26 protein-coding genes are annotated in these 23,698 nt (G+C 71.7%); 18 read left to right on the top strand and 8 right to left on the bottom strand.

Annotated features, from left to right (window positions below):
• Positions 1–72: 72 nt before the first annotated feature.
• From fabI to ASG40_RS08155, 3 genes are all read right to left on the bottom strand, one after another.
• Positions 73–915 (bottom strand): enoyl-ACP reductase FabI, encoded by an 843-nt coding sequence (gene fabI / locus ASG40_RS08165; RefSeq protein WP_055883400.1) that lies wholly within the window; start codon positions 913–915, stop codon positions 73–75.
• A gap of 173 nt (positions 916–1,088) precedes the next feature.
• Entirely contained in the window at positions 1,089–2,036 is a 948-nt protein-coding gene (locus tag ASG40_RS08160) for a DnaJ C-terminal domain-containing protein (RefSeq protein ID WP_055883397.1), read from the bottom strand.
• Between the two features lie 316 nt (positions 2,037–2,352).
• On the bottom strand, positions 2,353–2,862 hold the full coding sequence (locus ASG40_RS08155) for an RT0821/Lpp0805 family surface protein (protein WP_082523970.1): 510 nt from the start codon (positions 2,860–2,862) through the stop codon (positions 2,353–2,355).
• A 131-nt stretch (positions 2,863–2,993) separates the two neighbouring features.
• On the opposite strand from ASG40_RS08155, the gene pdxH reads away from it, so the two are divergent.
• The 7 genes from pdxH (at position 2,994) to ASG40_RS08120 (ending at position 8,525) form a co-directional block, all read left to right on the top strand.
• On the top strand, positions 2,994–3,635 hold the full coding sequence (gene pdxH, locus ASG40_RS08150) for a pyridoxamine 5'-phosphate oxidase (protein WP_082523973.1): 642 nt from the start codon (positions 2,994–2,996) through the stop codon (positions 3,633–3,635).
• Positions 3,636–3,796: 161 nt separating this feature from the next.
• Positions 3,797–4,519, top strand: a complete 723-nt coding sequence (locus tag ASG40_RS08145) for an SDR family NAD(P)-dependent oxidoreductase (RefSeq protein ID WP_055883387.1) — start codon at positions 3,797–3,799, stop codon at positions 4,517–4,519.
• Entirely contained in the window at positions 4,512–5,594 is a 1,083-nt protein-coding gene (locus tag ASG40_RS08140) for a hypothetical protein (RefSeq protein ID WP_055883382.1), read from the top strand. Before ASG40_RS08145 ends, ASG40_RS08140 begins: the two co-directional genes overlap by 8 nt.
• A 5-nt stretch (positions 5,595–5,599) precedes the next feature.
• On the top strand, positions 5,600–6,052 hold the full coding sequence (locus tag ASG40_RS08135) for an NUDIX hydrolase (protein ID WP_082523972.1): 453 nt from the start codon (positions 5,600–5,602) through the stop codon (positions 6,050–6,052).
• Positions 6,049–6,513, top strand: a complete 465-nt coding sequence (locus tag ASG40_RS08130; RefSeq protein WP_055883375.1) for a TIGR02301 family protein — start codon at positions 6,049–6,051, stop codon at positions 6,511–6,513. The genes ASG40_RS08135 and ASG40_RS08130 overlap by 4 nt, the downstream gene beginning before the upstream one ends.
• Positions 6,514–6,699: 186 nt before the next feature.
• Complete coding sequence (locus ASG40_RS08125; protein WP_055883370.1) at positions 6,700–6,954, top strand: hypothetical protein; 255 nt, start codon at positions 6,700–6,702, stop codon at positions 6,952–6,954.
• A gap of 128 nt (positions 6,955–7,082) precedes the next feature.
• Positions 7,083–8,525 (top strand): M23 family metallopeptidase, encoded by a 1,443-nt coding sequence (locus ASG40_RS08120; protein ID WP_082494682.1) that lies wholly within the window; start codon positions 7,083–7,085, stop codon positions 8,523–8,525.
• Between the two features lie 115 nt (positions 8,526–8,640).
• Here ASG40_RS08120 and ASG40_RS21645 read toward each other — a convergent pair whose 3' ends face one another.
• Positions 8,641–9,000 (bottom strand): hypothetical protein, encoded by a 360-nt coding sequence (locus ASG40_RS21645; RefSeq protein WP_200944222.1) that lies wholly within the window; start codon positions 8,998–9,000, stop codon positions 8,641–8,643.
• Between the two features lie 102 nt (positions 9,001–9,102).
• A complete protein-coding gene (locus ASG40_RS08110; RefSeq protein WP_055883460.1) occupies positions 9,103–9,999 on the bottom strand; it encodes an ATP-binding protein in 897 nt (298 codons plus the stop codon).
• A 213-nt stretch (positions 10,000–10,212) separates the two neighbouring features.
• Here ASG40_RS08110 and yajC point away from each other — a divergent pair, with 213 nt between their 5' ends.
• The 7 genes from yajC (at position 10,213) to ASG40_RS08075 (ending at position 17,063) form a co-directional block, all read left to right on the top strand.
• A complete protein-coding gene (gene yajC, locus ASG40_RS08105; RefSeq protein ID WP_055883457.1) occupies positions 10,213–10,548 on the top strand; it encodes a preprotein translocase subunit YajC in 336 nt (111 codons plus the stop codon).
• A 78-nt stretch (positions 10,549–10,626) separates the two neighbouring features.
• Positions 10,627–12,234: a protein translocase subunit SecD gene (gene secD / locus ASG40_RS08100; RefSeq protein ID WP_055883358.1), complete on the top strand. Its 1,608-nt coding sequence runs from the start codon at positions 10,627–10,629 to the stop codon at positions 12,232–12,234.
• Between the two features lie 132 nt (positions 12,235–12,366).
• Complete coding sequence (gene secF, locus ASG40_RS08095) at positions 12,367–13,311, top strand: protein translocase subunit SecF (RefSeq protein ID WP_055883355.1); 945 nt, start codon at positions 12,367–12,369, stop codon at positions 13,309–13,311.
• Positions 13,312–13,319: 8 nt separating this feature from the next.
• Positions 13,320–13,706 (top strand): Mth938-like domain-containing protein, encoded by a 387-nt coding sequence (locus ASG40_RS08090; protein ID WP_055883350.1) that lies wholly within the window; start codon positions 13,320–13,322, stop codon positions 13,704–13,706.
• Positions 13,703–14,587 (top strand): phytoene/squalene synthase family protein, encoded by an 885-nt coding sequence (locus ASG40_RS08085; RefSeq protein ID WP_055883347.1) that lies wholly within the window; start codon positions 13,703–13,705, stop codon positions 14,585–14,587. The genes ASG40_RS08090 and ASG40_RS08085 overlap by 4 nt, the downstream gene beginning before the upstream one ends.
• A 127-nt stretch (positions 14,588–14,714) precedes the next feature.
• Positions 14,715–16,436: an L-lactate permease gene (locus ASG40_RS08080; protein WP_055883343.1), complete on the top strand. Its 1,722-nt coding sequence runs from the start codon at positions 14,715–14,717 to the stop codon at positions 16,434–16,436.
• Between the two features lie 99 nt (positions 16,437–16,535).
• On the top strand, positions 16,536–17,063 hold the full coding sequence (locus ASG40_RS08075) for a GNAT family N-acetyltransferase (protein WP_055883454.1): 528 nt from the start codon (positions 16,536–16,538) through the stop codon (positions 17,061–17,063).
• 165 nt (positions 17,064–17,228) lie between these two features.
• On the opposite strand, the gene trmFO is transcribed toward ASG40_RS08075, so the two are convergent.
• Positions 17,229–18,647 carry a methylenetetrahydrofolate--tRNA-(uracil(54)-C(5))-methyltransferase (FADH(2)-oxidizing) TrmFO gene (gene trmFO, locus ASG40_RS08070; RefSeq protein ID WP_055883338.1) on the bottom strand — a complete coding sequence of 473 codons (1,419 nt, stop codon included), beginning with the start codon at positions 18,645–18,647 and terminating at the stop codon, positions 17,229–17,231.
• Between the two features lie 111 nt (positions 18,648–18,758).
• Positions 18,759–19,733 (bottom strand): S1C family serine protease, encoded by a 975-nt coding sequence (locus tag ASG40_RS08065; RefSeq protein WP_055883335.1) that lies wholly within the window; start codon positions 19,731–19,733, stop codon positions 18,759–18,761.
• A 304-nt stretch (positions 19,734–20,037) separates the two neighbouring features.
• Between ASG40_RS08065 and ASG40_RS08060 the strand changes: the two genes are divergently transcribed.
• Genes ASG40_RS08060 through otnI form a run of 3 tightly spaced genes read left to right on the top strand, consistent with a single transcriptional unit; the run spans position 20,038 to position 22,118 of the window.
• Positions 20,038–20,589 (top strand): RNA polymerase sigma factor, encoded by a 552-nt coding sequence (locus ASG40_RS08060; RefSeq protein ID WP_055883451.1) that lies wholly within the window; start codon positions 20,038–20,040, stop codon positions 20,587–20,589.
• A complete protein-coding gene (locus ASG40_RS08055) occupies positions 20,586–21,287 on the top strand; it encodes an anti-sigma factor (RefSeq protein WP_055883334.1) in 702 nt (233 codons plus the stop codon). Before ASG40_RS08060 ends, ASG40_RS08055 begins: the two co-directional genes overlap by 4 nt.
• Before the next feature lie 39 nt (positions 21,288–21,326).
• Positions 21,327–22,118: a 2-oxo-tetronate isomerase gene (gene otnI / locus ASG40_RS08050; protein ID WP_055883331.1), complete on the top strand. Its 792-nt coding sequence runs from the start codon at positions 21,327–21,329 to the stop codon at positions 22,116–22,118.
• 51 nt (positions 22,119–22,169) lie between these two features.
• Here otnI and ASG40_RS08045 read toward each other — a convergent pair whose 3' ends face one another.
• A complete protein-coding gene (locus ASG40_RS08045; RefSeq protein ID WP_055883329.1) occupies positions 22,170–22,727 on the bottom strand; it encodes a hypothetical protein in 558 nt (185 codons plus the stop codon).
• 218 nt (positions 22,728–22,945) lie between these two features.
• Between ASG40_RS08045 and ASG40_RS08040 the strand changes: the two genes are divergently transcribed.
• Entirely contained in the window at positions 22,946–23,497 is a 552-nt protein-coding gene (locus ASG40_RS08040) for a superoxide dismutase family protein (protein ID WP_055883448.1), read from the top strand.
• The last annotated feature ends 201 nt before the right edge of the window (positions 23,498–23,698 follow it).

Genomic DNA, 23,698 nt, shown 5'->3' with positions numbered 1-23,698 from the left:
ACGCCGCCGGCCCTCGGACGAACGAGCGAAACCGCACTTCCGTCGCCAACGATCGGCGAAGACCGTCCTCGCTCAATCCTTGTCGAGCGACAGGTCCGGCGCGTCCGGGTTCTTCATCCCCACCACGTGATACCCCGCATCGACGTGCAGGATCTCGCCGGTCATGCCGCGGGACATGTCGGAGATGAGGTAGCTCGCGGTCTCGCCGACTTCGTCGATGGTCACGGTGCGGCGCAGGGGGGCGTTGTACTCGTTCCACTTGAGGATGTAGCGGAAGTCGCCGATGCCCGAGGCGGCCAGCGTCTTGATCGGCCCGGCCGAGATCGCGTTGACGCGGATCTTCGAAGGACCGAGGTCGGCGGCCAGATAGCGCACCGAGGCCTCCAGCGCCGCCTTGGCCACGCCCATCACGTTGTAGTGCGGCATCCATTTCTCGGCGCCGTAGTAGGTCAGCGTCAGCAGCGAGCCGCCGTTGGGCATCAGCTTCTCGGCGCGCTGGGCGATGGCCGTGAACGAGTAGCAGGAGATGAGGAGCGACTTCGTGAAGTTGCCCTCCGAGGTCTCGACGTAGCGCCCGGTGAGCTCGTCCTTGTCGGAGAAGGCGATGCAGTGGACGACGAAGTCGATCCCCTCGGGGAACACCTCGGCGGCGGCGGCGAACACCGCGTCGATGGAGGCCGGGTCGGTGACGTCGCAATGGCCGACCACATGGGCGTCGAGCTCGCGCGCCAGGGGCTCGACCCGCTTCTTGAGGGCGTCGCCCTGGTAGGTGAAGGCGAGCTTGGCGCCGTGCGCGTGCGCGCTCTTGGCGATACCCCAGGCGATCGAACGGATGTTGGCGACACCGAGCACCAGGCCGCGTTTGCCGGCCAGGAGTCCGCCGACGTGATCGTGAACCGGGTTCGTATCCGCCATGAATCACCTGATCGAGGGGCCGCGGCGCATCCGGGCGGACCTCCCGCTGGTGGGCCCCCCGGAGGACCGGACGGCCCTTGCGCGAGAGGCATCCTTAGCGGACGCCCGCGGGCGACGGAAGTCCGCCCGTCGCGGTGAACCGGCAATCGGGCGAACCCGGTCGCCCCGCGCGCTCACGCCTGTCCGGCGTCGGCCCGGGCCTGGCGACGGGCGCGGGCGTAGTCGGTCAGGGCCGCGTCCTCGGCGGCGGGCAGGGCGACGGCGGTGGTGGCCAGGAGGTCGCCGCGGCTGCCGTCCTTCCTGGGCAGACCCTTGCCCTTGAGGCGGAAGGTCCGGCCCGAACTCGTCATCGCGGGCATCTTCATCTCCACCGCCCCGGTCAGGGTCGGCACCCGGATCGCCCCGCCGAGGATCGCGTCCTCGAGCGGCACCTCGACGGTGGTGCGCAGGTCCGCCCCCTCCATCCGGAAGGCGGCGTGCGGCAGGATGCGGATGGTGAGGAGCGCGTCCCCGGGCTCCGCGCGCGGGCCGCCGGGCTGGCCCAGCCCGCGCAGGCGGATCACCTGGCCGTCGCTGACGCCCTTGGGCACCATCACGTCGACCTCGCGCCCACCCGGCAGGCCCAGGCGCAGCTTCTCCTCGCTGGCGACCTGCTCCAGGGTGACGCTGAGCTCGGCGGCCACGTCCTCGCCACGCTGGGCGCCCCCGCGCGCCGCACCGGGTCCTGCCCCGCCGCCGGTGCGGAACGCCTCGCCGAACAGGTGCGAGAAGATGTCTTCGCCGATCCCGCCACCGCCACCGCCGCGCGAGCGGGCGGCGCTCTCGAAGTCGAACCCGCCGGCGCGCGCGCCCTGGCCGCCGCCGAAGCCGCCGAACCCCTCGAAGCCGGTGGCGCGGGGCTTGCCGTCGGCGTCGATCTCGCCGCGGTCGAACTGGGCGCGCTTGGCCGCGTCGCCCAGGATCTCGTAGGCGGAATTCGCCTCCGAGAACCGGTCCTTGGCCTTGGCGTCGCCGGCGTTGCGGTCGGGGTGATAGGTCTTGGCGAGCCGGCGATAGGCCTTCTTGATGTCGGCTTCGCTGGCGCCCTTGGGCACACCCAGCACGTCATAGGGATTGCGCATCGTCGCTTCTTGAATCTCTGTGCCGTTGGAAGACGGACCGACCGCGTCGAGAGAGGGGCTGCCCGTCCAACTCCCGGGGAAGTCCGTAAAACGGACCTCAGCCGGGAAGTGGGAAGCGTGTTGCTTCCATGCAACGGTCCCGGCGCCAGAATTCACCCGTCGCGGCGCGGGCGTCAACCGGGCCGGTAAAACCCGGCCCCGCGCCTCAGGCGCCGGTCTTGCCGGATCAAGGGGCCTGCGCCTCAGGCGCCGGTCTTGCCGGATCGAGGGGCCTGCGCCTCAGGCGCCGCCCGTGCCGGATCGAGGGGCCTGCGCCTCAGGCGCCGGCCTTGGCGGCCCGCAGGCGCCGCAGCTCCCATTCGCCGCCCGACAGCTTGCAACCGGTGCCGCGCACGAAGCGGCTCTTCTGCGGCGCGATCACCGAGGCGAGGAAGTCGCGGCAGACGAAGTCGCCCGCGACATAGGGAAGCCCGGTCGGGTTCACCGCCCCGCGCAGCCGCGTCTCCGGGTTGTCCCATTTCACCGGGCGACCGTTGCCCTGGGGATCGAGGGCGACGGTGAGCGCCGCGTGGGCCCGGCGCCAGTCCTCGGTGCCGAGATCGCCGCCGAAGCTCTTGGGCTGCTTGTCGATGCTGCCCGTGCTGACCGGATCGGCGACCGTGGCCGGCTCCTCGGTCTGGAAGGTGATCAGCGGCAGGCCGCAGCCCACCAGCGGCAGCACCGACAGGCCGATCCCCACGCTCGCGACGAGACGCCAGGGCCTCCGGCGTGGATCGGGGGACGGGTTCGGGCTATGGAACTTGGACCGATCGTTACGCACACGCATCACACCTGATCTCAACGACACCGGACGCTGGCGCTTGCCGCGAGCCTGGTCCCCACATTCGTCGTCGTGGCATCGATCGTCCGGGCCCCGCGCCCGCTCGGTCGATGCCCTGCCCTTGCGAGATGAACACGATGAGCCACGACTACAGCCCGGATGGGTTAACGTTCGGTGAGTCGGACGCGGAGGATTTCACCCTCCGCGACGACCCCTGGGCGCTGTTCTCGCAATGGATGAGCCAGGCCGAGCGCTCCGAGCCGGAGGATGCCAACGCCATGGCGCTCGCCACCGCCGGCACGGACGGCCTGCCCGACGTGCGCATGGTGCTCCTGAAGGGCGTCGATCCTCGCGGCTTCGTGTTCTACACGAACGTCGAGTCCGCCAAGGGCGGCGAACTGGGCGAGAACCCGCAGGCCGCCATCGTCCTGCACTGGAAGAGCCTGCGCCGGCAGGTCCGGGCCCGCGGCCCGGTCGGCCCGGTCTCGGCCGAGGAGGCGGACGCCTATTTCGCCAGCCGCGCCCGGGTCAGCCGCATCGGCGCCCACGCCAGCCGGCAGTCGCGGCCCCTGCCCGACCGCGCCACCCTGGAGGCCGAGGTCGAGGCCCTGTCCGCCCGCTTCGGCGAAGGACCGATCCCCCGGCCGGCGAACTGGACGGGTTTCCGCATCGCGCCGGTGACGATCGAGTTCTGGGAGAACGGCCCGTTCCGCCTCCACGACCGGGTGCGCTTCACCCGCGCCGGCGACGGCTGGGAGCGCGCGCGCCTCTATCCGTGAGGGGCGTCCGCCGCCGTGCTGCGGCGCGGGATCGACCCTGGATTTCCCGCGCCCCGCGGCTTAGACCTGTGCGGCGCGGCGGCGAACCGGGACGGGAGCGGCCGCCCGCGATCCCATGAGGAACGGCCTTGGCCACATCCGTCAACGAACGTCGGCGCGTCATGCTGCTCACGGGGGCGAGCCGGGGCATCGGCCACGCCACCGTGAAGCGCTTCTCGGCCGCCGGCTGGCGGGTCATCACCTGCTCGCGCCACGCCTTCCCCGAGAACTGCCCGTGGGAGATGGGACCCGAGGACCATCTCCAGGTGGATCTGGCCGACCCCGAGGACACCATGCGCGGCATCGCCGAGGTCGCTGGGCGCCTGGCCGACGAGGGCGGCCTCCTGCACGCCCTCGTCAACAACGCCGGCATCTCGCCCAAGGGCGCCAACGGCGACCGCCTCGGCGCCATCGCCACCGAGTTCGGCGACTGGCGCAAGGTGTTCCAGGTCAACGTGTTCGCGCCGCTCCTGCTGGCGCGGGGCCTGTGCGACGAGCTCACCCGCGCCAAGGGCTCCATCGTCAACGTCACCTCCATCGCCGGCTCGCGCGTCCACCCCTTCGCGGGGGCGGCCTACGGCACCTCGAAGGCGGCCCTGGCCGGCCTGACCCGCGAGCTCGCCAGCGATTTCGGGCCGCTCGGCGTGCGCGTCAACGCGATCTCCCCCGGCGAGATCGACACCGCCATCCTGTCGCCGGGCACCGACAAGATCGTGGCCGGCATCCCGCAGCGGCGGCTCGGCACGCCGGACGAGGTCGCCAAGGCGATCTACTTCCTGTGCACCGAGGCCTCGTCCTACGTGAACGGCGCCGAACTGCACATCAACGGCGGACAGCATGTCTGACCGCGGCGCCCTCGCGCTGCTGGCTGTCCTGATGTCCACCGCCGGCGCCCTCGCCGAGCCCGCCGTCACCCTCCTCGACCTGCCGTTCACGGCCCGCGCCATGCGCGGCCCCGGCAGCGCGGTCTCGGTCTCCGTGGCGACCTCGGGCCTCCTGACCCTGGCGCGTCCCAAACGTTCGGACCCTAAGGCGACGCTCGGCGCCGAGCCGGAGGACGCTCCCGTGACGGTGGTGTGGGGGGACGGCGGCGGGGCCGCCCTCAGCCTGCGGGACGGGCGCATCGAGACGACCCTGATCGGGGCCGAGGCGATCGAGGGCCTGATCGCGGCCGAGACGCCGCGGGGCGCCCTGCCCGGCTCGCGGGGGGCGGTGCTGGGGCCCGTCAGCGCCCACCTCGCCGCCAGCGCCTCCGGGCCCTCCCTGACGATCCGCGAACGCCAGCCGGTGGCCATGAGCGCCGAGCCCAAGGCCGTCCCGATCGCCACCCATCCGGTCCAGGCCGGATCCGGCGCCGCCTTCGCGCCCGCGCGTCCGCACGCGGCGCGGGCCGGCGCGGCCACCCTCGTGTTCGGCGTCATCGCGCAGGGCGACGGCGCGGTGCTGGCGGCGGTGGGCAAGACCGGCACCGGCTGGGAGGTGCTGGGACGGACGCCGCCGCAGGCCGGGGGGGACCTCGACATCGCGGCCGTGGCCGCCTCCGCGGGCGACGGCCCCGTCCGGGTCGCCACCGTGCTGGCGCCGGGCGGTCGCGGCCTGCTCCAGCTCTGGGCCTGGGAGGCGGGCGCCTTCCGCCTCCTCGGGGAAGCGCCGGGCCTGACCGACCGGGGAGCGGGCGCGGCACAAGCGGATCTCGCCGCCCTGGTGGATACCGACGGCGACGGCCGTCCCGAACTCGCGCTGGCCTCGTCCGACCGCGGTGCCGTCGTCGTCCTCGGTCTGACGGACGGGTTCCGCGAGGGAGCGCGCATCGCCCTGCCGGCGCCGGCCGGGTTCGGCTTGTCCGCCCTCGGGCGCGGCCCCAAGGCCCCGCTCCTCGTCGGGCTCGCCGACGGGCGCGTGGCGGTGATCGCCCCGTGAGCGAGGTGGACGCACGTCTGTTCCCGACCCGGCCCTTCGTGGGAGCCTCCATCGCCGTGCTGCGCGAGGGCCGGGTGCTGCTGGCCGCCCGGGCCAACGAACCCCTGCGCGGGGTCTGGACCCTGCCCGGCGGCCTCGTGGAGCCGGGCGAGACCCTGGCATCGGCCGCCTTGCGCGAACTGCGCGAGGAGGTCGGCGTCGAGGCCGAGGTCCTGGGTCCCCTCACCCCCACCGAGATCATCCTGCACGGGGCCGACGGGCGCTTGCGCCACCATTACGTGATCCATCCCCATGCCGCCCTGTGGCGCGGCGGCGAGCCGGTGCCGGGCCCCGAGGCGCTCGGTGTCCGCTGGGCCACCCTGGCCGAGGTGGCCGGCCTCGAGACCACGCCCGGCCTCGCCGAGACCCTGGGCGAGGCGTTCGCGCGCCGGGCTGCCGGCGGGGCGGAATCCCGGTGAGGAACCCGCTGGCGCTCGCATGCGTGGCGGCCCTGAGCCTCGCCCTGGCCCTGCCCGCGCCCGTCATCGCCCAGGCGCGCCCGCCGGCCCGCCAGGCGCCCAAGCCAGCCGACAATAGGCCCGCCGAGAAGGAGCCGCCACCGCAGGCCGAGCCGCCGGCGGCCCCCTACGACCGCGACCTGATGCGGCTCTCCGAGATCATCGGCGCCCTGGCCTTCCTGAGGGGACTGTGCAAGGCGCCCGACGCCGGCGAATGGCCGACCCGGATGGCGGCGCTGATGGAGGCCGAGGGCGTGACGCAGGGCCGCCGCGAGCGCCTCGCGGGCGCCTACAACCGCGGCTACCGCGGCTATGCCCTCACCTACCGGGTCTGCACGCCGGCAGCGACCCTGGCCGCCGACCGTTTCGTGACCGAGGGCGAGCGCCTGTCCCAGTCCCTGGCCGGACGGTTCGGCGGGTGAGCGAAGTGCGATGCCGGGCGCTGTGGCGCCCGTGCCACAGGGCGGTACCGTCAACACGATCCGCGCAATTCGAGCCTCGGCGTTAACCCCTTCGCAATTCCTGGCTTCCCGGCCTTCGCGACCCGGCCTATGGTTTCCGCACCGGCCGCCGACCCGTCAGGCGGCGCGAAACGATGTGGCGACCCCATGCAGACCGAAACCGCCCCTTCCCCCTTCGAGGCCGACATCGACGACAAGCGCGCCGCGCTCGGCTACGTCTCGGAAGCGTTCGCGGAAGGCTGCCTCGACGGTCTCGACGGGGACTGCATGGCCCAGGCCGCCCTGTTCGCGGCCTTCCAGGAACTGGTCACCACCTACGGTGAGGAGGCGACCGCCCGCTACGCCGAAGGGTTTCCCGAGCGCATCCGCGCGGGTGGGTTCACCACCACGCCGCAGCACTGAGGAACCGATCGGGGCGGAAATGGGGTCGGCAGGAACGGTTGCTTAACCTGAATCCCGTTTGAATGACGTCATCAAGTTGCGTCAGGCTAACGGGTGCGTCGATGCGGGTTCGCGGGACTGGTCGAGGGATGAAGACGCTGTCGCGCTTCGCTCTCATCGGAGTGATCGGCAGCGGAGCTGCCGCCTGCTCATCGGATGCTTCGCGACTGGGGGACCCCTTCGGGAATCCCTTCGCTTCCTCTTCCAGCGAGCCCGCCGCCACCGGCAGCCTGCCCGAGGAAGGGCCCAGCGCCCCGATCCGCACGGGCCGGGTCGAGTCCGAGGCCCTGGCCTCTCCCGGCATGCGGATGTCGCCCCGCCCGACGGCGACGGCACCGCTGTCCCCCTCGACGCGGGTCGCCTCCGCCGAGCCGATGGCGCCCGTGTCGGGGGGCATGGTCTCGGGCCTGAACCCCGACGCCGGCCGGACCGCGACGCGCCCCGCCCCGCCGCCGATGTCCCTCTCGCCCAAGGCGGCCGAGAAGGTCGTCGACAAGGCCGCCGAGAAGCGCGCCGCCGAGGCCGCCCGCAAGGCGGCCGAAGTCGAGCGGCTCGCCGAGGCCAAGCGCCTCGTCGAGGCCAACCGGCTCGCGGACGAGAAGAAGCTCGCCGAGGCGCGCAAGATCGTGGCCGACCGCAAGCTCGCCGAGGCCACGGCGGCCCGCAAGGCGGCCGAGACCAAGGCGGAGACCGCCAAGGAAGTCGCCAAGGACGCGGCCAAGGACGCGGCGGCCAAGAAGCACGTGCGGCCCGGCCAGGCCGTGGCCAAGGTCGAGCCGAAGGACGCCAAATCCGAGACGAAGACCGACAAGACGGTCCGCAAGATCGAGATCAAGGCCGAGCCGAAGGTCGAGGCGAAGTCGGATTCGGGCAAGTCGGATCCCGCCAAGTCCGATCCCGCCAAGGCGAAGGCCGAGGCCGCGCGCAAGTCCGCCGAGGCCGAGGCCAAGCTCGCCCGCGCCGAAGCCGCCAAGGACGCCGCCCGCAAGGCCGCGGAGGCCAAGACGGCCTCCGCCGAGGCCAAGACGGCCGCGGCCGAAGCCAAGACCGCTGCCGCCGACGCCAAGGCCGCCGAGGCCGCCGCCAAGGCGACGCCGGTGAAGGTGGCCGCCGTGGCGCCCGCCGAACCCGCCACCACGGCTTCGGTCGCCCCGGCTGCGTCCGACCAGTCGTTCCGCTGGCCGGCCAAGGGCCGCGTCATCACCGGCTACGGGTCCTCGGGCAACGAGGGCATCAACATCGCGGTGCCCGAGGGCACGCCGGTGAAGGCGGCCGAAGACGGCACCGTCGCCTATGCCGGCTCGGACGTGAAGGGCTACGGCAAGCTGGTGCTGGTGCGCCACTCGAACGGCTACGTCTCGGCCTACGCTCACAACGGCGAACTCGACGTCCGCCCCGGCGAGAAGGTCAAGCGCGGCCAGACCATCGCCAAGTCCGGCGCCACCGGCAACGTGACCTCGCCGCAGCTGCACTTCGAGATCCGCAAGGGCGCGACCCCGGTCGACCCGATGCCGCATCTGGCCAGCAACTGACAACCGCCCCCGGCCCTCGGTGGCCGGCGACGACAGACGAGAAGCCTCCGAACGGGTCCGTTCGGAGGCTTCTCGCCGTTTGCCTCGGGCCTGAGGCCGGTCCGGCGAGCCGATCCTAATCGTCGTCGTCGTCGTCGTCGTCGCGGGAGCGCCGCCGCTCGCGGCCACGATCGTCGCGGTCGCGGTCGCCGAACCGCCGGTCGCGATAGCCCTCGCCGCCGCGATACCGGCGCTGGCCGTAGCCTCGGCCGCGGTCGTCGTCGTCGTCGTCGTCATCCCCGACCAGGACGATCGGAGGGGTCGCGATCCCGTTCGCGGTGCCGGCGTCAAACGCGGGGTGGGCCGCCGTCGTCGTCAGCAGAGCTAGGATGGAACAGGCGAAGAGACGTCTCACGGATCGCGATCTCCTTTTGCGGTGGTTCGTGGAGGAGAGGGGACCACGGCGCCGATGAACCTGCCCTGAGTCCCTCCTCATGCCATTTCCGGTTGATCACGTCGTGATGCGGACATGGGCTTCGCTCAGGCGCCGCGCGGGCTCGGTGATACGGTTCTCGCTTGATGCAAGCGGCAAACCGTATCACCCCAGCGTCTGGCCCAGCCGCCCCGCCAGGTCCTGGATGTACTGGAACGCCGCGCGGCCCGAGCGCGAACCGCGGGTGGCGGCCCATTCCAGCGCTTCGGCCCGGACCGTGGCCGAGTCCGCCCGGAGGCCGTGTTGCGCCACGTAGGCCTCGATCATGGCGAGGTATTCGTCCTGGCTGCACTTGTGGAACCCGAGCCAGAGGCCGAAGCGGTCGGACAGGGAGACCTTCTCCTCCACCGCCTCGCCGGGGTTGATGGCGGTGGAGCGCTCGTTCTCGACCATGTCGCGGGCCAGCAGGTGGCGGCGGTTGGAGGTAGCGTAGAACAGGACGTTTTCCGGCCGGCCCTCGATGCCGCCGTCGAGCGCGGTCTTGAGCGACTTGTAGGAGGTGTCGTCCCCGTCGAAGGACAGGTCGTCGCAGTACACGATCCAGCGGTGCGGGTCGGCCCGCAAGGCCGCCATCAGGTCGGGCAGCGCCTCGATGTCTTCGCGGTGGATCTCGACGAGTTTGAGGGGGCGCTCTCCTTGCGAGCGGGTTGCGTTGATCTCGGCCTGGACGGCCTTGACCAGCGACGACTTGCCCATGCCGCGCGCACCCCAGAGCAGGGCGTTGTTGGCGGGCAGGCCGTCGGCGAAGCGTCGCGTATTGGCCATCAGCGTGTCGCGGGCCCGGTCGATGCCGGTGAGCAGGCCGATGGCGACACGGTTCACCCGCGGCACGGGCATCAGCCGGCGCTCGGCCCCCCACAGGAAGGCGTCGGCGGCGGTGAGGTCGGGGGGCGGCGACCCTGCGGGGGCGGCGCGTTCCAGGGCCGCGGCGATGCGTTCGAGGAGGGGCAGGAGCCGGGCGGCGAGCGCATCGCCGGGATCGTTCGACAGTGAGGCGGTCATCGTGTGGCGTCCGTGGCGCCAGGCACCCTGGCGGAAAGCCGCCTCCTTAGCGGGTCGCACCTCGGAAATCACCGGCGCCATCGCTCGGCCGGACGGGCGGCGTTGCTTTCGGGTCCCCCGTGGCTATAGTCCGCGCGCTTTTCGACCGGCCCGGCCGCCCGCCATCGGCGCGCCGCGTGGCCGGCTGTTCCCATTCATGAGGAGTACCGCGTGCTGATCACCCCCGCCTTCGCGCAAGCGGCCGGCCCCGCCGCCGGTGGAGCGGACATCGCCTTGCAGGTGGTGCCGTTCGTCCTCATCTTCGTCATCATGTACTTCCTGATCCTGCGGCCGCAGCAGCGGCGGGTGAAGGAGCATCAGGCCCTGGTGAAGAACGTGCGCCGCGACGACACCATCGTCACCACCGGCGGCCTCGTCGGCCGCGTCACCAAGGTCTCCGACGAAGCCTCCGAACTCGAGGTCGAGATCGCGCCCAACGTGCGCGTCAAGATCGTCCGCACGATGGTCTCGGAAGTCCGGGTCAAGGGCGGTCCGGTCAAGGCCGCCTGACGTTCGGCGGTCTTGAGACAGAGCCTGAGGATGCCGGCGTAACGCCCGGCATCGCCAAGAAGACAACGGAACGGGCGGATGCTGCGCTTCTCGCGAACAAAGATCGTCACGACCCTCGCGATCATCCTGATCGGGTTGAGCCTGGCCGTGCCGAGCTTCTTCTCGCCCGAGCAGCGCAAGGGCTTCATGGCCTCGCTGCCGAGCTGGTTCCCGAGCTGGATCGTGCCGACCCGGGCGATCGTGCTCGGGCTCGACCTTCAGGGCGGATCGCAGCTCCTGCTCGAAGTCGACCAGAACGACCTGATCTCGTCGCAGGCCAAGGGCCTTCGCGACGACGTCCGGCGCATCCTGCAGACGGAATCGGTGCGCGCCGAGGGCGGTATCCAGCTGCTCCCGCGCGGCGTCCAGGTCCGCATCTCGGATGCCGCGGCCCGCGCCAAGGTCATGCCCAAGCTGCAGGAACTGTCCCTGCCGATCTCCAATCCGCTGGTGGGCCAGAGCGGCGGTCGCACCGTCGACGTGACCGAGCAGCCCGACGGCCTCATCCGCCTCGTCCTGACCGACGCCGGCATCGGCGATCGCACCCGCCGGGCCGTCAGCCAGGGCATCGAGGTCATCCGCCGCCGCATCGACAGCACCGGCACGCTTGAGCCCTCGATCCAGCAGCAGGGTGCCGACCGCATTCTGGTCCAGGTCCCGGGCGAACAGGACCCGCAGCGCCTCGAGACGCTGGTCGGCAAGACCGCCAAGCTCGAATTCCGCATGCTGTCCGACAGCCCGTCGGGCGACGTCGACCTGCTGCCGTCCCGCGACGAGAAGGGCGCGAGGGTCCCGGTCGAGCGCCGGATCATGGCCGAGGGCGGCGATCTCACCGACGCGCAGCCGGCCTTCGACCAGCAGACCCAGGAGCCGATGGTCAGCTTCAAGTTCAACCTGAAGGGCGCCCAGCGCTTCGGTCAGGCGACCTCGGAGAACGTCGGCCGCCGCATGGCGATCGTACTGGACAACGAGGTCGTCTCCGCCCCACGCATCAACACCCCGATCACCGGCGGTTCGGGCCAGATCACCGGCAACTTCACGGTCAAGGACGCCAACGAACTCTCGGTGCTGCTCCGCGCCGGCGCCCTGCCCGCCAAGTTCACCGCCGTCGAGCGTCGCGTCGTCGGCCCCGGCCTCGGCAAGGATTCGATCGAGGCCGGCAAGTGGGCGACGCTGGCCGCCGGCGTCCTGGTCATCGCCTTCATGTTCGCCACCTACGGCGTGTTCGGCTTCTTCGCCAACATCGCGCTCATCGTCCACGTCGGCCTCATCCTCGGCCTGATGTCGGTGCTCGAGGCGACCATGACCCTGCCCGGCATCGCCGGGATCGTGCTCACCATCGGGACGGCGGTGGATTCGAACGTGCTGATCTACGAGCGCGTGCGCGAGGAGGTGCGGGCGGGCCGCTCCATCGTCTCGGCCCTGCAGGCGGGCTTCGACAAGGCGTTCGCCACCATCATCGATTCGAACTCGACCATGGCCATCGCCGCCGTGATCCTGTTCTTCCTCGGTTCGGGCCCGGTGAAGGGCTTCGCCGTGGTGTTCATCCTCGGCATCCTCACCACCGTCATCACCGCCGTGACCCTCACGCGCATGATGATCGCACTGTGGTACAACTACGCCCGGCCCAAGGCCCTGCCGTTCTAGACGGCGGACGGCTTCCTCGGGCAGGGGCCTGCCTCTGCCGGGACGCCGCGCCGTTCTGACCCGCGGGCGTTTCGCCCCATTGATGGAGGAGGGGCACCGCCCACATCCTCGCTGACGGACTCGAGACCGACCATGCGCCTGCTCCGCCTCTGGCCCGATGAATCGCACTTCGACTTCATGCGGTTCCGGCGTTTCACCTTCCCGCTCTCGGCCTTCATGTCGGTGGCGACCGTGGTCCTGTTCCTGACGATCGGGCTGAACTTCGGCATCGACTTCAAGGGCGGCACCCTCGTCGAACTGCAGGCGAAGTCGAAGACGGCGGACGTGGCGGCCGTGCGCCACACCGCCAACGGTTTCGGCTTCGGCGAGACCGAAGTCCAGGAACTCGGCGGCGAGGGCCAGATCCTGGTGCGCTTCCCGCTTCAGCCCGGCGAGCAGGGGCAGACCGCCGTGATGCAGAAGGCGCACGCGGCCTTCGACGCCGATTTCGAGTTCCGGCGCACCGAGACCGTGGGGCCGCGCGTCTCGGGCGAACTCGTTCAGTCGGGCACCCTGGGCGTCGTGCTCTCCGTCCTGGCGGTGCTGCTCTACCTGTGGTTCCGGTTCGAGCGGGAACTGGCGCTGGGCGCCATCGTCGGCACGCTCCACGACATCGTGCTGACGCTCGGTGTCTTCGTGATCTCCCGCATCGAGTTCAACATGACCTCGATCGCTGCGATCCTCACCATCGTCGGCTACTCGCTCAACGAGACCGTCGTGGTGTTCGACCGGACCCGCGAGCTCATGCGCCGCTACAAGACCATCCCCACCGTCGAACTGCTCAACCTGTCGATCAACTCGACGATGTCGCGCACCGTGATGACCGGCACCTCGGCCTTCCTGTCGCTGCTGGCCCTGGTCCTGTTCGGCGGCGAGGCGATCAACGGCTTTGCCGTGGTCATGCTCGCGGGCGTGGTGATCTGCACCTATTCGGCGATCTTCGTCTCGACGCCGGTGCTGATCTACCTCGGCCTGATGCTGTCGGGGGTGAAGGCCCAGGCGCGGTCGACCACCCGCGTGCCGCAGGCGGCGGAGTAGCCGGGGCCATGGCGTCCGGCAGCCTCCTCGACGGCTTCGTCCCCGGTCGCCACCTCATCGACGCCTACGGTAACGGCGGCTTCCGCTTCGCCGAGATGTCGCATCGCGGTTCCATCCTGATGCTGCCCTCCGGCGTCAGGGCCTGGGACGTGGCGGACGCCCGCACCATCGACCGCGACGCCCTGCGCCCGGTCCAGCTGGCGGCCGGCGAGGTCGAGCTCCTCCTGGTGGGCACCGGCCTCGACATCGTGCCCCTGCCCGAACCGCTCCGGCGCTGGCTCAAGGACGCCGGGGTCGGCCTCGACGTGATGCAGACGGGGGCGGCGGCGCGCACCTACAACATCCTGATGGCCGAGAACCGCAAGGTCGCCGCCGCCCTGGTGGCGGTGCCATGACCACGAAAGCCGAGACCGCCGGTGCTGCCGGCGAGGGCCTGGCCTTCGCCTTCCGGCACTGCGAGGACCTGGTCCGCGAAGGCGACCCCGACCGCTATTTCGCCACCCTGTTCGCCCCGGCGGCGTTCCGGCCGCATCTGTTCGCGATCTATGCCTTCAGCCTCACCATCGCCCGGGTGCGCGAGGCGGTGACCAACCCGATGGCCGGCGAGATCCGGCTGCAATGGTGGCGCGACGCCCTCCAGGGCGAGGCCCGCGGCGACGTCAAGGCCAACCCGGTGGCCGCCGCCCTCGACGACGCCATCGTCAAGCGCCGCCTCGGGCGACAGCCCTTCGTCGATCTCATCGATGCACGGGTGTTCGACCTCTACGACGATCCGATGCCGCGGGTGAACGACCTCGAGGGATATTGCGGCGAGACCGCCTCCTCGCTCATCCGGCTGGCCAGCCTCGTCCTTTGCGACGGGGCCGAGCCGGGGGGAGCCGCCGCCGCCGGCCATGCCGGCGTCGCCTACGGCGTCACCGGCCTGCTGCGGGCCCTGCCGTGGCACGCCCGCCAGGGCCAGGTCTACGTGCCCGCCGACATCCTCAGGCCCTACGGCGTCACCCGCGAGGACATCGTCACCGGCCGCGGCGGGCCGGGGCTCCTGCGCGCCACCGCCGACCTGCGGGCGCTGGCCCGGCGCCACCTCGACGCCCACGCCGCCGGCCTGGCCGGCCTGGCGCCGGCCGCACGCGCCGCGTTCCTGCCGGTCGCCCTGGTCGAGCCCTACCTCGCCGCGATGGAGCGACCGGGCTACGTGCCTCTCAACACCGTCGTCGCGATCCCGCGCTGGCGCCGCCTGTGGCGCCTGTGGCGGGCGGCGCGCAGGGCGCGCTGAGGCGCCGGCGGGACAGGTGCATACAATTTCCTCCCCGGCGAACATCCGTCGTTGAGCCGCATAACCTCCTCTGGTAGCACCCCGACCGGCGCCGCGAGGACGGCCCGCGTCGGGAGGAGTCACGGCTTTGCAAACCTGGAATCAAGTCTACGATCCGTTCGGGAGCCCCTGGCTCTCGACCTTCGCAGCCTCCCTGCCGGTCATCGCGCTGCTCGGCATGATCGCCAGCGGCAAGGTCAAGGTGCACATCGCGGCGGTGCTCTCGCTGGTGATCGCGCTCCTCGTCGCCATCGTCCTGTTCGGCATGCCCACCGACCTCGCCCTGCGCGCCTCGGCCTACGGCGTGGCGCTCGGCCTGTTCCCCATCGGCTGGATCATCCTCAACGTCATCTTCCTCTACCGGCTCACGGTGGAGAAGGGCTGGTTCGCGATCCTGCAGCAGTCGGTGGCGGGCATCACCACGGACCGGCGCATCCAGCTCCTGCTCGTGGCCTTCGCCTTCGGTGCCTTCTTCGAGGGTGCCGGTGGGTTCGGCACCCCGGTGGCGGTCACCGGCGCCATCCTGATCGGTCTCGGCTTCTCGCCGCTGGCGGCCTCCGGCCTCTCGCTCATCGCCAACACCGCACCCGTCGCCTACGGGGCGCTGGGCGCCCCCGTGGCCGGCCTCGCCTCCGTCACCGGCTACGACCCCTACGTGCTCGGCGCGATGATCGGGCGGCAGCTGCCGTTCTTCTCGGTGATCGTCCCGTTCTGGCTGATCTGGGTGTTCGCGGGCTTCCGCGGCATGATCCAGGTGTGGCCGGCCATCGCGGTCTGCGGCGTCTCCTTCGCGGTGGCCCAGTTCGCGATCTCGAACTACATCAACCCCTGGATCGTCGACATCGGTGCTTCGCTGATCTCGATGGGCGCCCTCGTGCTGTTCCTCAAGGTGTGGAGCCCGGCCACGCCCTGGACCTCGCCGGCCCTGCGCGGCAACGACCCCTCCATCGGCTACATGGCCGAGCGCCGCCCGGCGGCCCTGGGTGCCGGCGTCCCCGGCGCCGAGGTGCCGAGCTTCAACGCGGGCACCCGCACCGCCACCTCGCGCGAGATCTTCATGGCCTGGGTGCCGTGGATCATCCTCTCGGTGATCGTCGCGATCTGGGGGACCGGCTGGTTCAAGGGCATCGTCAACCCGATCTTCACCTGGAAGTACGAGGTGCCGGGTCTCCACAACGTCATCATGAAGGTGCCGCCGGTGGTGGCCACGGCGCACCCCGAGGCGGCCGTCTTCAACTTCACCTACATGTCCTACACCGGCACCGGCGTGCTGTTCGCCTCGATCATCTCCGGCCTGCTGATGCGGTTCTCGCCCTGGCGCCTGGTGACGGCCTATCTCGAGACGATCTGGGTCCTGCGCTACTCCATCATCACCATCGCGGCGATGCTGGCGCTGGGCGTGCTCACCCGCTACGCGGGCGTGGACGCCACCCTGGGTCTGGCGTTTGCCGGAACCGGCATCCTCTACCCGTTCTTCGGCACCCTGCTCGGCTGGCTCGGCGTGGCGCTGACGGGCTCCGACACGGCCTCCAACGTGCTCTTCGGCGGCCTCCAGAAGATCACGTCGGAGCAACTCGGCCTGTCTGGGATCCTGATGGCCTCGGCCAACTCGTCGGGCGGCGTCATGGGCAAGATGATCGACGCCCAGTCGATCGTCGTCGCCTCCACCGCCACGGGCTACTACGGGCAGGAGAGCAAGATCCTGCGGTTCGTGTTCTGGCACTCCATCGTGCTCGCCTGCCTCGTGGGCGGCCTCGTGATGCTCCAGGCCTACGTCTATCCGTTCACCGCGATGGTGATCCACCCGTAAGGGCATGGCCCGCCCCGGTCCGACGGGGCGGGCCACGACCGAGGGGAAGGCGGACGAATCCGCCTTCCCCAAACCGCGGCCATGCCCCACATGGACGCCATGTTCTTCAAGACCCTCGCCTCGCGCTACACCTTGGCCAATCTGCCCGTCGTCGAGACGGAGCGGTTGAGGATCGCGGGCCTCGTGCCCGCCGACGCGGGCGCCGTCCAGGCGATCACCGCCGATCCGGCCATCACGGGCGCGGTGGACTTCCTGCCCGACCCCTTCACCCTCGACCATGCCCGGCGCCTTGTCGGCGGCAAGAAGCCGATCAAGGACCGTTTCCTAGGCGTGCGCCGCAAGGACGGCGTGCTCGTCGGGATCGTCGGCACGCACCTGCGCGGCGACCAGGCCGTCGAGATCGGCTACTGGATGGGCGGCGCCCATCGCGGCCAGGGTCTTGGCAGCGAGGCGGTCTCCGGCGTGCTCGGCCTGCTGCGCGAGCGCTTCCCCCATCGCATCGTCGTCGCCGAGTGCAGGCCCGAGAACACGGCCTCGCTCGGCCTGCTGCGCAAGGTCGGCTTTCGCGATACCGGCGACGAGGGCCACCGACCGGGCCGGCGGATCTACGTGATCGAACCGAGTTGACGGATCGCGGCTGCGATGACGCTGTCCCTGCACAGATCGCGGCTGTGGCCGCGGCCCTCATCGTCGGCGGGCTGACGGCGCTCAAGCTGGCAGCCGACAGCTTCGACCGGCGCCATCCTCCGCAAAGCCGGTTGCCTCCGCAGGACTGATGCCGACGGGCGGGGGCTATTCCGCCGCCACCCTCGCCGGCGCCCATGAGCCGGTCCAGCCCGCCAGGTCCGCCCGCGCCCGGTCGGTGAGTGCGCGCTTCTTGGCCACCGCCTTTTCCGGCCCGCGCAGGCGGCGGCCCTCCTCGCCCTTGATCGCCTCGGTGAGCGGCGGAAACAGGCCGAAGTTGACGTTCATCGGTTGGAACGAGCGCGGGCTGCCCGCTTCCTCGACGCCGATGTGGCCGCCGGTGATGTGGCCGATGAGGGCGCCCAGTGCCGTGGTCGCGGGCAGGGGCGGCAACGTCCGTCCCTCGATCTCGGCCACCGCGAACAGGCCCGCCACGAGGCCGGTGGCGGCGCTCTCGACATAGCCTTCGCAGCCGGTGATCTGGCCGGCGAACCGCAGGCGCGGCTCGGCCTTCAGGCGTAGCGTCGCGTCGAGCAGGCGCGGGCTGTCGAGGTAGGTGTTGCGGTGCAGGCCGCCCAGCCGGGCGAACTCGGCGTTCTCGAGGCCCGGGATGGTCCGGAACACCCGCACCTGCTCGGCATAGGTCAGCTTCGTCTGGAAGCCGACCATGTTGTAGAGGGTGCCCAGCGCATTGTCCTGGCGCAGCTGCACGATGGCGCAGGCCTTCACGGTGGGGTCGTGCGGGTTGGTGAGGCCGACGGGCTTCATGGGGCCGTGGCGCAGGGTCTCGGGGCCGCGCTCGGCCATGACCTCGATCGGCAGGCAGCCGTCGAAATACGGCGTCGAGGCCTCCCATTCCTTGAAGGCGATCTTGTCGCCGCCGACCAGCGCCTGGATGAAGGCGTCGTATTGCGCGCGGTCCATCGGGCAGTTGATGTAGTCTGCGCCGGTGCCGCCGGGCCCGACCTTGTCGTAGCGCGACTGGAACCAGGCCTTGCCCATGTCGATGGACTCGCGGTGGACGATCGGCGCGATGGCGTCGAAGAAGGCGAGCGCGTCCGAGCCCGTCAGCCCGCGGATCGCTTGCGCCAGGGCCGGCGACGTCAACGGCCCGGTGGCGACGATCACCCGACCCCAGTCGGCCGGCGGCAACCCGTCGATCTCCTCGCGGGCGATGGTCACCAGCGGGTGGTCTTCGAGGGCGGCGGTGACGGCCCTGGCGAACCCCTCGCGGTCGACGGCGAGCGCCCCGCCCGCCGGCACCTGGTGCGCGTCGCCCGCGCGCAGGATCAGCGATCCGAGGGTGCGCATCTCCTGGTGCAGCAGGCCGACGGCGTTGCCGTTGGCGTCGTCCGAGCGGAACGAGTTCGAGCAGACGAGTTCTGCGAGATCCTGGCTCTGGTGCGCCTCGGTGCCGCGCACGGGCCGCATCTCGTGGATCACGACCGGATGGCCGCTCTGCGCGATCTGCCAGGCGGCTTCCGAACCGGCGAGCCCGCCGCCGATGATGTGGATGGGGTGCGTCATGGCCACGGGATAGCTCCCTCGCCGGACCGGGGCAACCGCCGCTCCCTTCCCCGACCCCGTCACGTCTCCAGTGCAGGCCGCCGGCTGCGTCAGTGCAGGCCGCCGGCTGCGTCAGTGCAGCTGCGGGCTCACGAGGAAGCGTTCGCGGTTGCCCGAGGTGACCGAGAGCTTGAGGGTCTTGCCGTCGCGCTGGACGGTGAGCGGTACCCGCACCCCGGCCTCGCCGAGCGCCCAGACCTGGCGGAAGAACCCGGCCAGGTCCGCCACCGGCTCGCCGGCCACGGCGACGATGGCGTCGCCCGCCCGCAGGTCGGCGCTCTCGGCCGGGCCGTCGTCGGCCAGCCCCATCACCACCACCGAGCCCTCGCCTTCGCTGGCATAGAGGCCGAGCCAGGGCCGGGCCGGCCGGTCGACGCGCCCGCGCCGGGTGAGGTCGTCGAGGATCGGCGGCAGCAGGTCGATGGGCACGATCATGTTGATCGCCCGGGGTCCGCCGGTGCCGCCCTGCTGCAGCTGCAGCGAGCCGATGCCCAGGAGCTGCCCTTCGGCCCCCAGCATCGCGGTGCCGCCCCAGTGCGGATGGGAGGGCGCGGTGAAGACCGCGTCGTCGAGGAGGTATTCCCAGTAGCCGGCGAACTCCTGCCGGGCGACCACCTGGGCCGCGACGCTGCGCTGGCGCCCGCCGGCCCCGGCCACCACGGCCTTGTCGCCGACCTTGATCGCATCCGAGCGCCCGAGAGCCAGGACGGGCAGGCCGAGCTCTCCCAGGGCCTGGACGAGGCCGAAGCCCGTGACCGCGTCGTAGCCGACCACGTGGCCGGGCAGCGAGCGGCCGTCGTGGGTGGTCAGCCACACGGTCTCGGCCTCCATCACCAGGTAGCCGATGGTGAGCACCAGGCCGTCCTCTCCGATCACCACGCCGTTGCCGGCCCGCTCGGTGCCCAGGGTCTCAGCGGAGAAGGCCTCCGGCGGCACCCGCGTGGAAAGCGAGACGACGGCGGTGAGCGCCCGCTCGAGGTCGTATCCGTAATCCGCAGCCTTGGGCTGCACGGCGGCGGGAATCTTCCAGTCTCCCTGCGTGGCCATGCCGTTTCGTCTCCCTGCCCGATCCCGCCGATTTGTCGTCCGATCCCCCAAGGTAGGTCGCCGGTCGCCGCAGCGACAGGCGCGCCGCCGACGCGGCCCCGGAAAATTCCATTGCCGGCCATCGACCGCGCCCATGCCGCCCACACCGGATCGGCGGCGGGACGGTGGCGGGAGGGCCACGCTTGCCCTACCTTGACCGTGACGACGAAGCCGGACACGAGACGGCCGGCGGCCGTGGCAAGTCCGGGTCGTCCGATCGCGCCCGGCGAGGCCGATCGTCGTGTGGGAGAGGATGGTTCGCCCCGTGCGTGACGATGCCACGCTGCTCCGGCTGATGAGCGCGGTCGCGCAGGGCGACGCGCAGTCCCTCAAATCCCTCTACGATCTCACCGCGCCGAAACTTTACGGTGTGATCTCGCGTATCCAGAGGGATCGCGCCGCGGCCGAGGACGTCCTCCAGGACGTCTACCTGCGGGTCTGGCAGAGTGCGGGATCGTACGACCCCCAGGCCGGCAGGCCGCTCGCGTGGTTGTGCGCCATCGCCCGCAACCGGGCGATCGACGTCGTCCGCCGGAAGGGCGAGGTCCAGGGGCCGGTGACCGAGGACGGGGAGGACTGGGTGGAACGGCTCGCCGACCCTCACGACAGCGAAGGCGCGATCCTGGGCCGGGACGCCCTGCGCGCCTGCCTGCAGCGCCTCGACGAGACGCAGCGCGACTGCATCGTGCTCGCCTATTGCGAGGGCTATTCGCGCGAGGAACTCGCCGCGCGCTACGACCGGCCGGTCAACACCATCAAGACGTGGCTGCACCGGGGGCTCGCCGCCCTGCGCGGCTGCCTGGAGCCGGCCTCGTGACCGGGGGGGGCGACGACGAGCGCGACCTGCGGGCGGCCGAATACGTCCTGGGCACCCTGCCCGCCGCGGAGCGGGCCGCCCTCGACCTCGAACGCACCCTCGATCCGGCGACGGAGGCGGCGGTGCGCGGTTGGGAGCGGCGGCTGGCCCCGCTCGATTCCGTCGGTCCGGACGTGGTGCCCGATGCCGGGATCTGGCCGCGGATCGCCGCGAGCCTGCCCGGGCGGCGCCGCACGTCGGCCGCCAACGACAACCGAGTCGCCGCCCTCGCCCGCCAGGTCCGCCTCTGGCGCGGCGCCGCGCTGGCCGCTGGCGGCCTCGCGGCGGGCCTGGCGCTGTTCGTGGCGGTCGGCGCCTGGCCCGTGGGTCGGGGGGAGCCGCGCTACGTCGCGGTGGTCAGCCGCAGCGGCGAGTCGCCGGCCCTCATCGTCAGCGTCGATCTCGCCGCCGGCACCGCGCAGGTGCGGCCCGTGGCGGCCGAGACACCGGACGGGCGCAGCCTCGAACTCTGGTACGTGGAGGGCGGCGCGCCCAAGACCCTCGGGGTGATCGGGGGATCCGCCCGCAGGGTGACCCTACCGAAGGGAGAGGCGAACCCAGACGGGCTCTTCGCCGTATCGGTGGAGCCACCGGGCGGCTCGCCCACCGGCCAACCCACCGGCCCGGTGATCTACTCGGGCAAGCTGATCCGCGATTAGGACTCCACCCACCCCCCGTCCGCGCCGGAGGCGATCCCGATGCCGCGCTTTGCCGCCAACCTCACCTTGATGTTCACGGAGCATCCCTTCCTCGACCGCTTCGCGGCGGCGGCGCAGGCGGGATTTTCAGCGGTGGAATGCCTGTTTCCCTATGCCGAGGCGCCCGGGGCGATCGCCGCGCGCCTCGCCGAGCATCGCCTGGAACTCGCCCTGTTCAACATGCCGCCCGGCGATTGGGCGGCGGGCGAGCGCGGCCTCGCCGCCCTGCCGGATCGGTTCCCGCAGGTGACGACGGGGGTCGAGGCGGCGCTCGCCTACGCGCTCGCCATGGGCACCCGGCGCCTGCACCTGATGGCCGGCCTCGCCGACCGGCGGGATGCGGCGGCATCGGGCGCCTACCGCCGCGCCCTGCGCCATGCCGCCGGCCGGCTCGCGCCCCACGGCATCGACCTCCTGATCGAACCGATCAACCGGCGCTCGATGCCGGGCTATTTCCTCGACGACGTCGAGGCCGCCGCCGACCTCGTGCGGGAGCTGCGGGGAGAGGGGCTGGCCAACCTCAGGCTCCAGTTCGACGTCTTCCACGCGCAGATCCTGCACGGGGACGTGACGACGCGGCTCGCCCGGCTTCTGCCGCTGATCGGCCATGTCCAGGTGGCGGGCGTACCGGCCCGCAACGAGCCCGGTACCGGCGAACTCGACGACGGCTTCGTCTTCTCCGAGCTCGATCGCCTGGGCTACGACGGGCTCGTCGGCTGCGAGTACAACCCGCGGGCGGGGACCCTGGCGGGACTGGGTTGGTTCGCGCCCTGGCGGGACGCCATTGGCTGACGCCGTCACGATCAGACGACCGGCTCGCCGCAGCGGGCCGGTCCTAAAGGGTCAATCGTCGGCGTCCTCCCCCTCGTAGGGGGCGTAGCTGCGCAGGCGGCGGCCGTCCGGCAGCTCGATGGTGCGCGAGCGGATCACGAGGTAGCCGGCCTCTTCCGCCGCCCTGATCCGGGCCAGGCGATCCCCCCTCCCGTCGTCGCGGAACCGACCGACCGGCGGCACCTCGGCGAGGATGCGCCGCCGTGACGGCGCGACCGCGACGGGCGCGCGGCGCGAGGGGGGCTGGGCGAGCCGTTGCCGGCGCGCATCCCGGTTCGGGCGAGAGGCCTGCCGGGGCCGAACGGCCCGCGTGTCCGCACGGGTGGCCCGGGGAGCGGGCGCGGCGGCGGCGGGTGCGGCCTCCGCCTGCGGTGCGACGGGTCGAGAGGGCGTGGCCGGCGTGGGAGCGGGCCGTACCGGACCCGCTTGGGCCGGGCCGTCCCGCGACGGCGGGTCGGTCCACGGCCGCTCGCCGCTCGACGGCACCTCCGACTGCGCGAGCGCGGCCGGCAGACCGAGAAGGAGGCTCGCCGCCGCCAGTCCGAAACGCCAACTCGGTCGGATCGTCATCGCGCGGCCCCCGGGCTGTCTCGAAGCGGTCGCCGGAACCCGATGTGCCCCTGTGCCGTCCTGGCCGCCGACCTTAGGGAGTTCGGGCCGTCGCGTCCAGAATCGCGGGCGCGGGGCCTCCGGGCGTTGCCCTCGCCCGACCGTGGAGCCACATGAGCGGCCCGTGGCGGCCACCGGCCCGGGCGCTGCGCCGATGCGGACAGGAGAAGACATCCATGATGACACACGCCATGCCGACGGTCGTTCGCGGCGCCCTCGGCGCTGCCTTCGCAGCCGGGCTGGTCGCGATGCCCGCCCTGGCCCAGACGCCTCCGCCCGCGATCCCCACCGTCGAGAGCGACGTCGTCGACGGCAAGGGCGAGGCCATCGGCCGGATCGTGATCCGCGACGGGGCCAACGCCCTGGTGCTGCGCCTCACCATCCGGCCGGGCGGGCTGCCGCCGGGCTGGCACGGCCTGCATTTCCATGCGGTGGGCGATTGCTCGGACCCCGAGGGCTTCGCGAAATCGAAGGCCCATGTGAACCACGACCAGAGCAAGCACGGCCTGCTCAATACGGACGGGCCCGACGAGGGCGACCTGCCCAACGTCCATGCCGCCGCCGACGGGTCCGTGAACGCCGAGGTGTCGAGCGATACCCCACTGACCGGCGAAGGCGGGCTCAAGGACGGAGACGGGTCGGCCCTGGTGATCCATGCCAACGAGGACGATCACACCACGCAGCCGATCGGCGGTGCCGGCGCGCGGATCGCCTGCGCGGTCATCAAGTAGGACGCGCTGAGGCGTCCCGCGCCTCGCGGGACGCCTCAGCGCGGGCGTCGCCCCACCGAGACGACGTTGCCGCCGCCGTGCGCCTTGCGCTCGGGCAGGGCGCTGGTGACGGCCTTGACGATGCCGTCGGTGTCGAGGCCGGCCTGGGCGTACATGCGCTCGGGGGTGTCGTGGTCCTGGTAGACGTCGGGCAGGGTCAGG

It is taken from the genome of Methylobacterium sp. Leaf399, from assembly GCF_001424525.1.
Taxonomy (GTDB): domain Bacteria; phylum Pseudomonadota; class Alphaproteobacteria; order Rhizobiales; family Beijerinckiaceae; genus Methylobacterium.
The sequence above is the reverse complement of the archived record's forward strand: the minus strand, read 5'-3'. Positions and strand labels throughout refer to the sequence as shown.

Coding starts and splice junctions, on each gene's coding strand:
- fabI (WP_055883400.1), bottom strand. CDS start 915: ATGGCGGATACGAACCCGGTTCACGATCACGTCGGCGGACTCCTGGCC.
- ASG40_RS08160 (WP_055883397.1), bottom strand. CDS start 2,036: ATGCGCAATCCCTATGACGTGCTGGGTGTGCCCAAGGGCGCCAGCGAA.
- ASG40_RS08155 (WP_082523970.1), bottom strand. CDS start 2,862: ATGCGTGTGCGTAACGATCGGTCCAAGTTCCATAGCCCGAACCCGTCC.
- pdxH (WP_082523973.1), top strand. CDS start 2,994: ATGAGCCACGACTACAGCCCGGATGGGTTAACGTTCGGTGAGTCGGAC.
- ASG40_RS08145 (WP_055883387.1), top strand. CDS start 3,797: ATGCTGCTCACGGGGGCGAGCCGGGGCATCGGCCACGCCACCGTGAAG.
- ASG40_RS08140 (WP_055883382.1), top strand. CDS start 4,512: ATGTCTGACCGCGGCGCCCTCGCGCTGCTGGCTGTCCTGATGTCCACC.
- ASG40_RS08125 (WP_055883370.1), top strand. CDS start 6,700: ATGCAGACCGAAACCGCCCCTTCCCCCTTCGAGGCCGACATCGACGAC.
- ASG40_RS08120 (WP_082494682.1), top strand. CDS start 7,083: ATGAAGACGCTGTCGCGCTTCGCTCTCATCGGAGTGATCGGCAGCGGA.
- ASG40_RS21645 (WP_200944222.1), bottom strand. CDS start 9,000: ATGAGGAGGGACTCAGGGCAGGTTCATCGGCGCCGTGGTCCCCTCTCC.
- ASG40_RS08110 (WP_055883460.1), bottom strand. CDS start 9,999: ATGACCGCCTCACTGTCGAACGATCCCGGCGATGCGCTCGCCGCCCGG.
- secD (WP_055883358.1), top strand. CDS start 10,627: ATGCTGCGCTTCTCGCGAACAAAGATCGTCACGACCCTCGCGATCATC.
- secF (WP_055883355.1), top strand. CDS start 12,367: ATGCGCCTGCTCCGCCTCTGGCCCGATGAATCGCACTTCGACTTCATG.
- ASG40_RS08090 (WP_055883350.1), top strand. CDS start 13,320: ATGGCGTCCGGCAGCCTCCTCGACGGCTTCGTCCCCGGTCGCCACCTC.
- ASG40_RS08085 (WP_055883347.1), top strand. CDS start 13,703: ATGACCACGAAAGCCGAGACCGCCGGTGCTGCCGGCGAGGGCCTGGCC.
- ASG40_RS08075 (WP_055883454.1), top strand. CDS start 16,536: ATGTTCTTCAAGACCCTCGCCTCGCGCTACACCTTGGCCAATCTGCCC.
- trmFO (WP_055883338.1), bottom strand. CDS start 18,647: ATGACGCACCCCATCCACATCATCGGCGGCGGGCTCGCCGGTTCGGAA.
- ASG40_RS08065 (WP_055883335.1), bottom strand. CDS start 19,733: ATGGCCACGCAGGGAGACTGGAAGATTCCCGCCGCCGTGCAGCCCAAG.
- otnI (WP_055883331.1), top strand. CDS start 21,327: ATGCCGCGCTTTGCCGCCAACCTCACCTTGATGTTCACGGAGCATCCC.
- ASG40_RS08045 (WP_055883329.1), bottom strand. CDS start 22,727: ATGACGATCCGACCGAGTTGGCGTTTCGGACTGGCGGCGGCGAGCCTC.
- ASG40_RS08040 (WP_055883448.1), top strand. CDS start 22,946: ATGACACACGCCATGCCGACGGTCGTTCGCGGCGCCCTCGGCGCTGCC.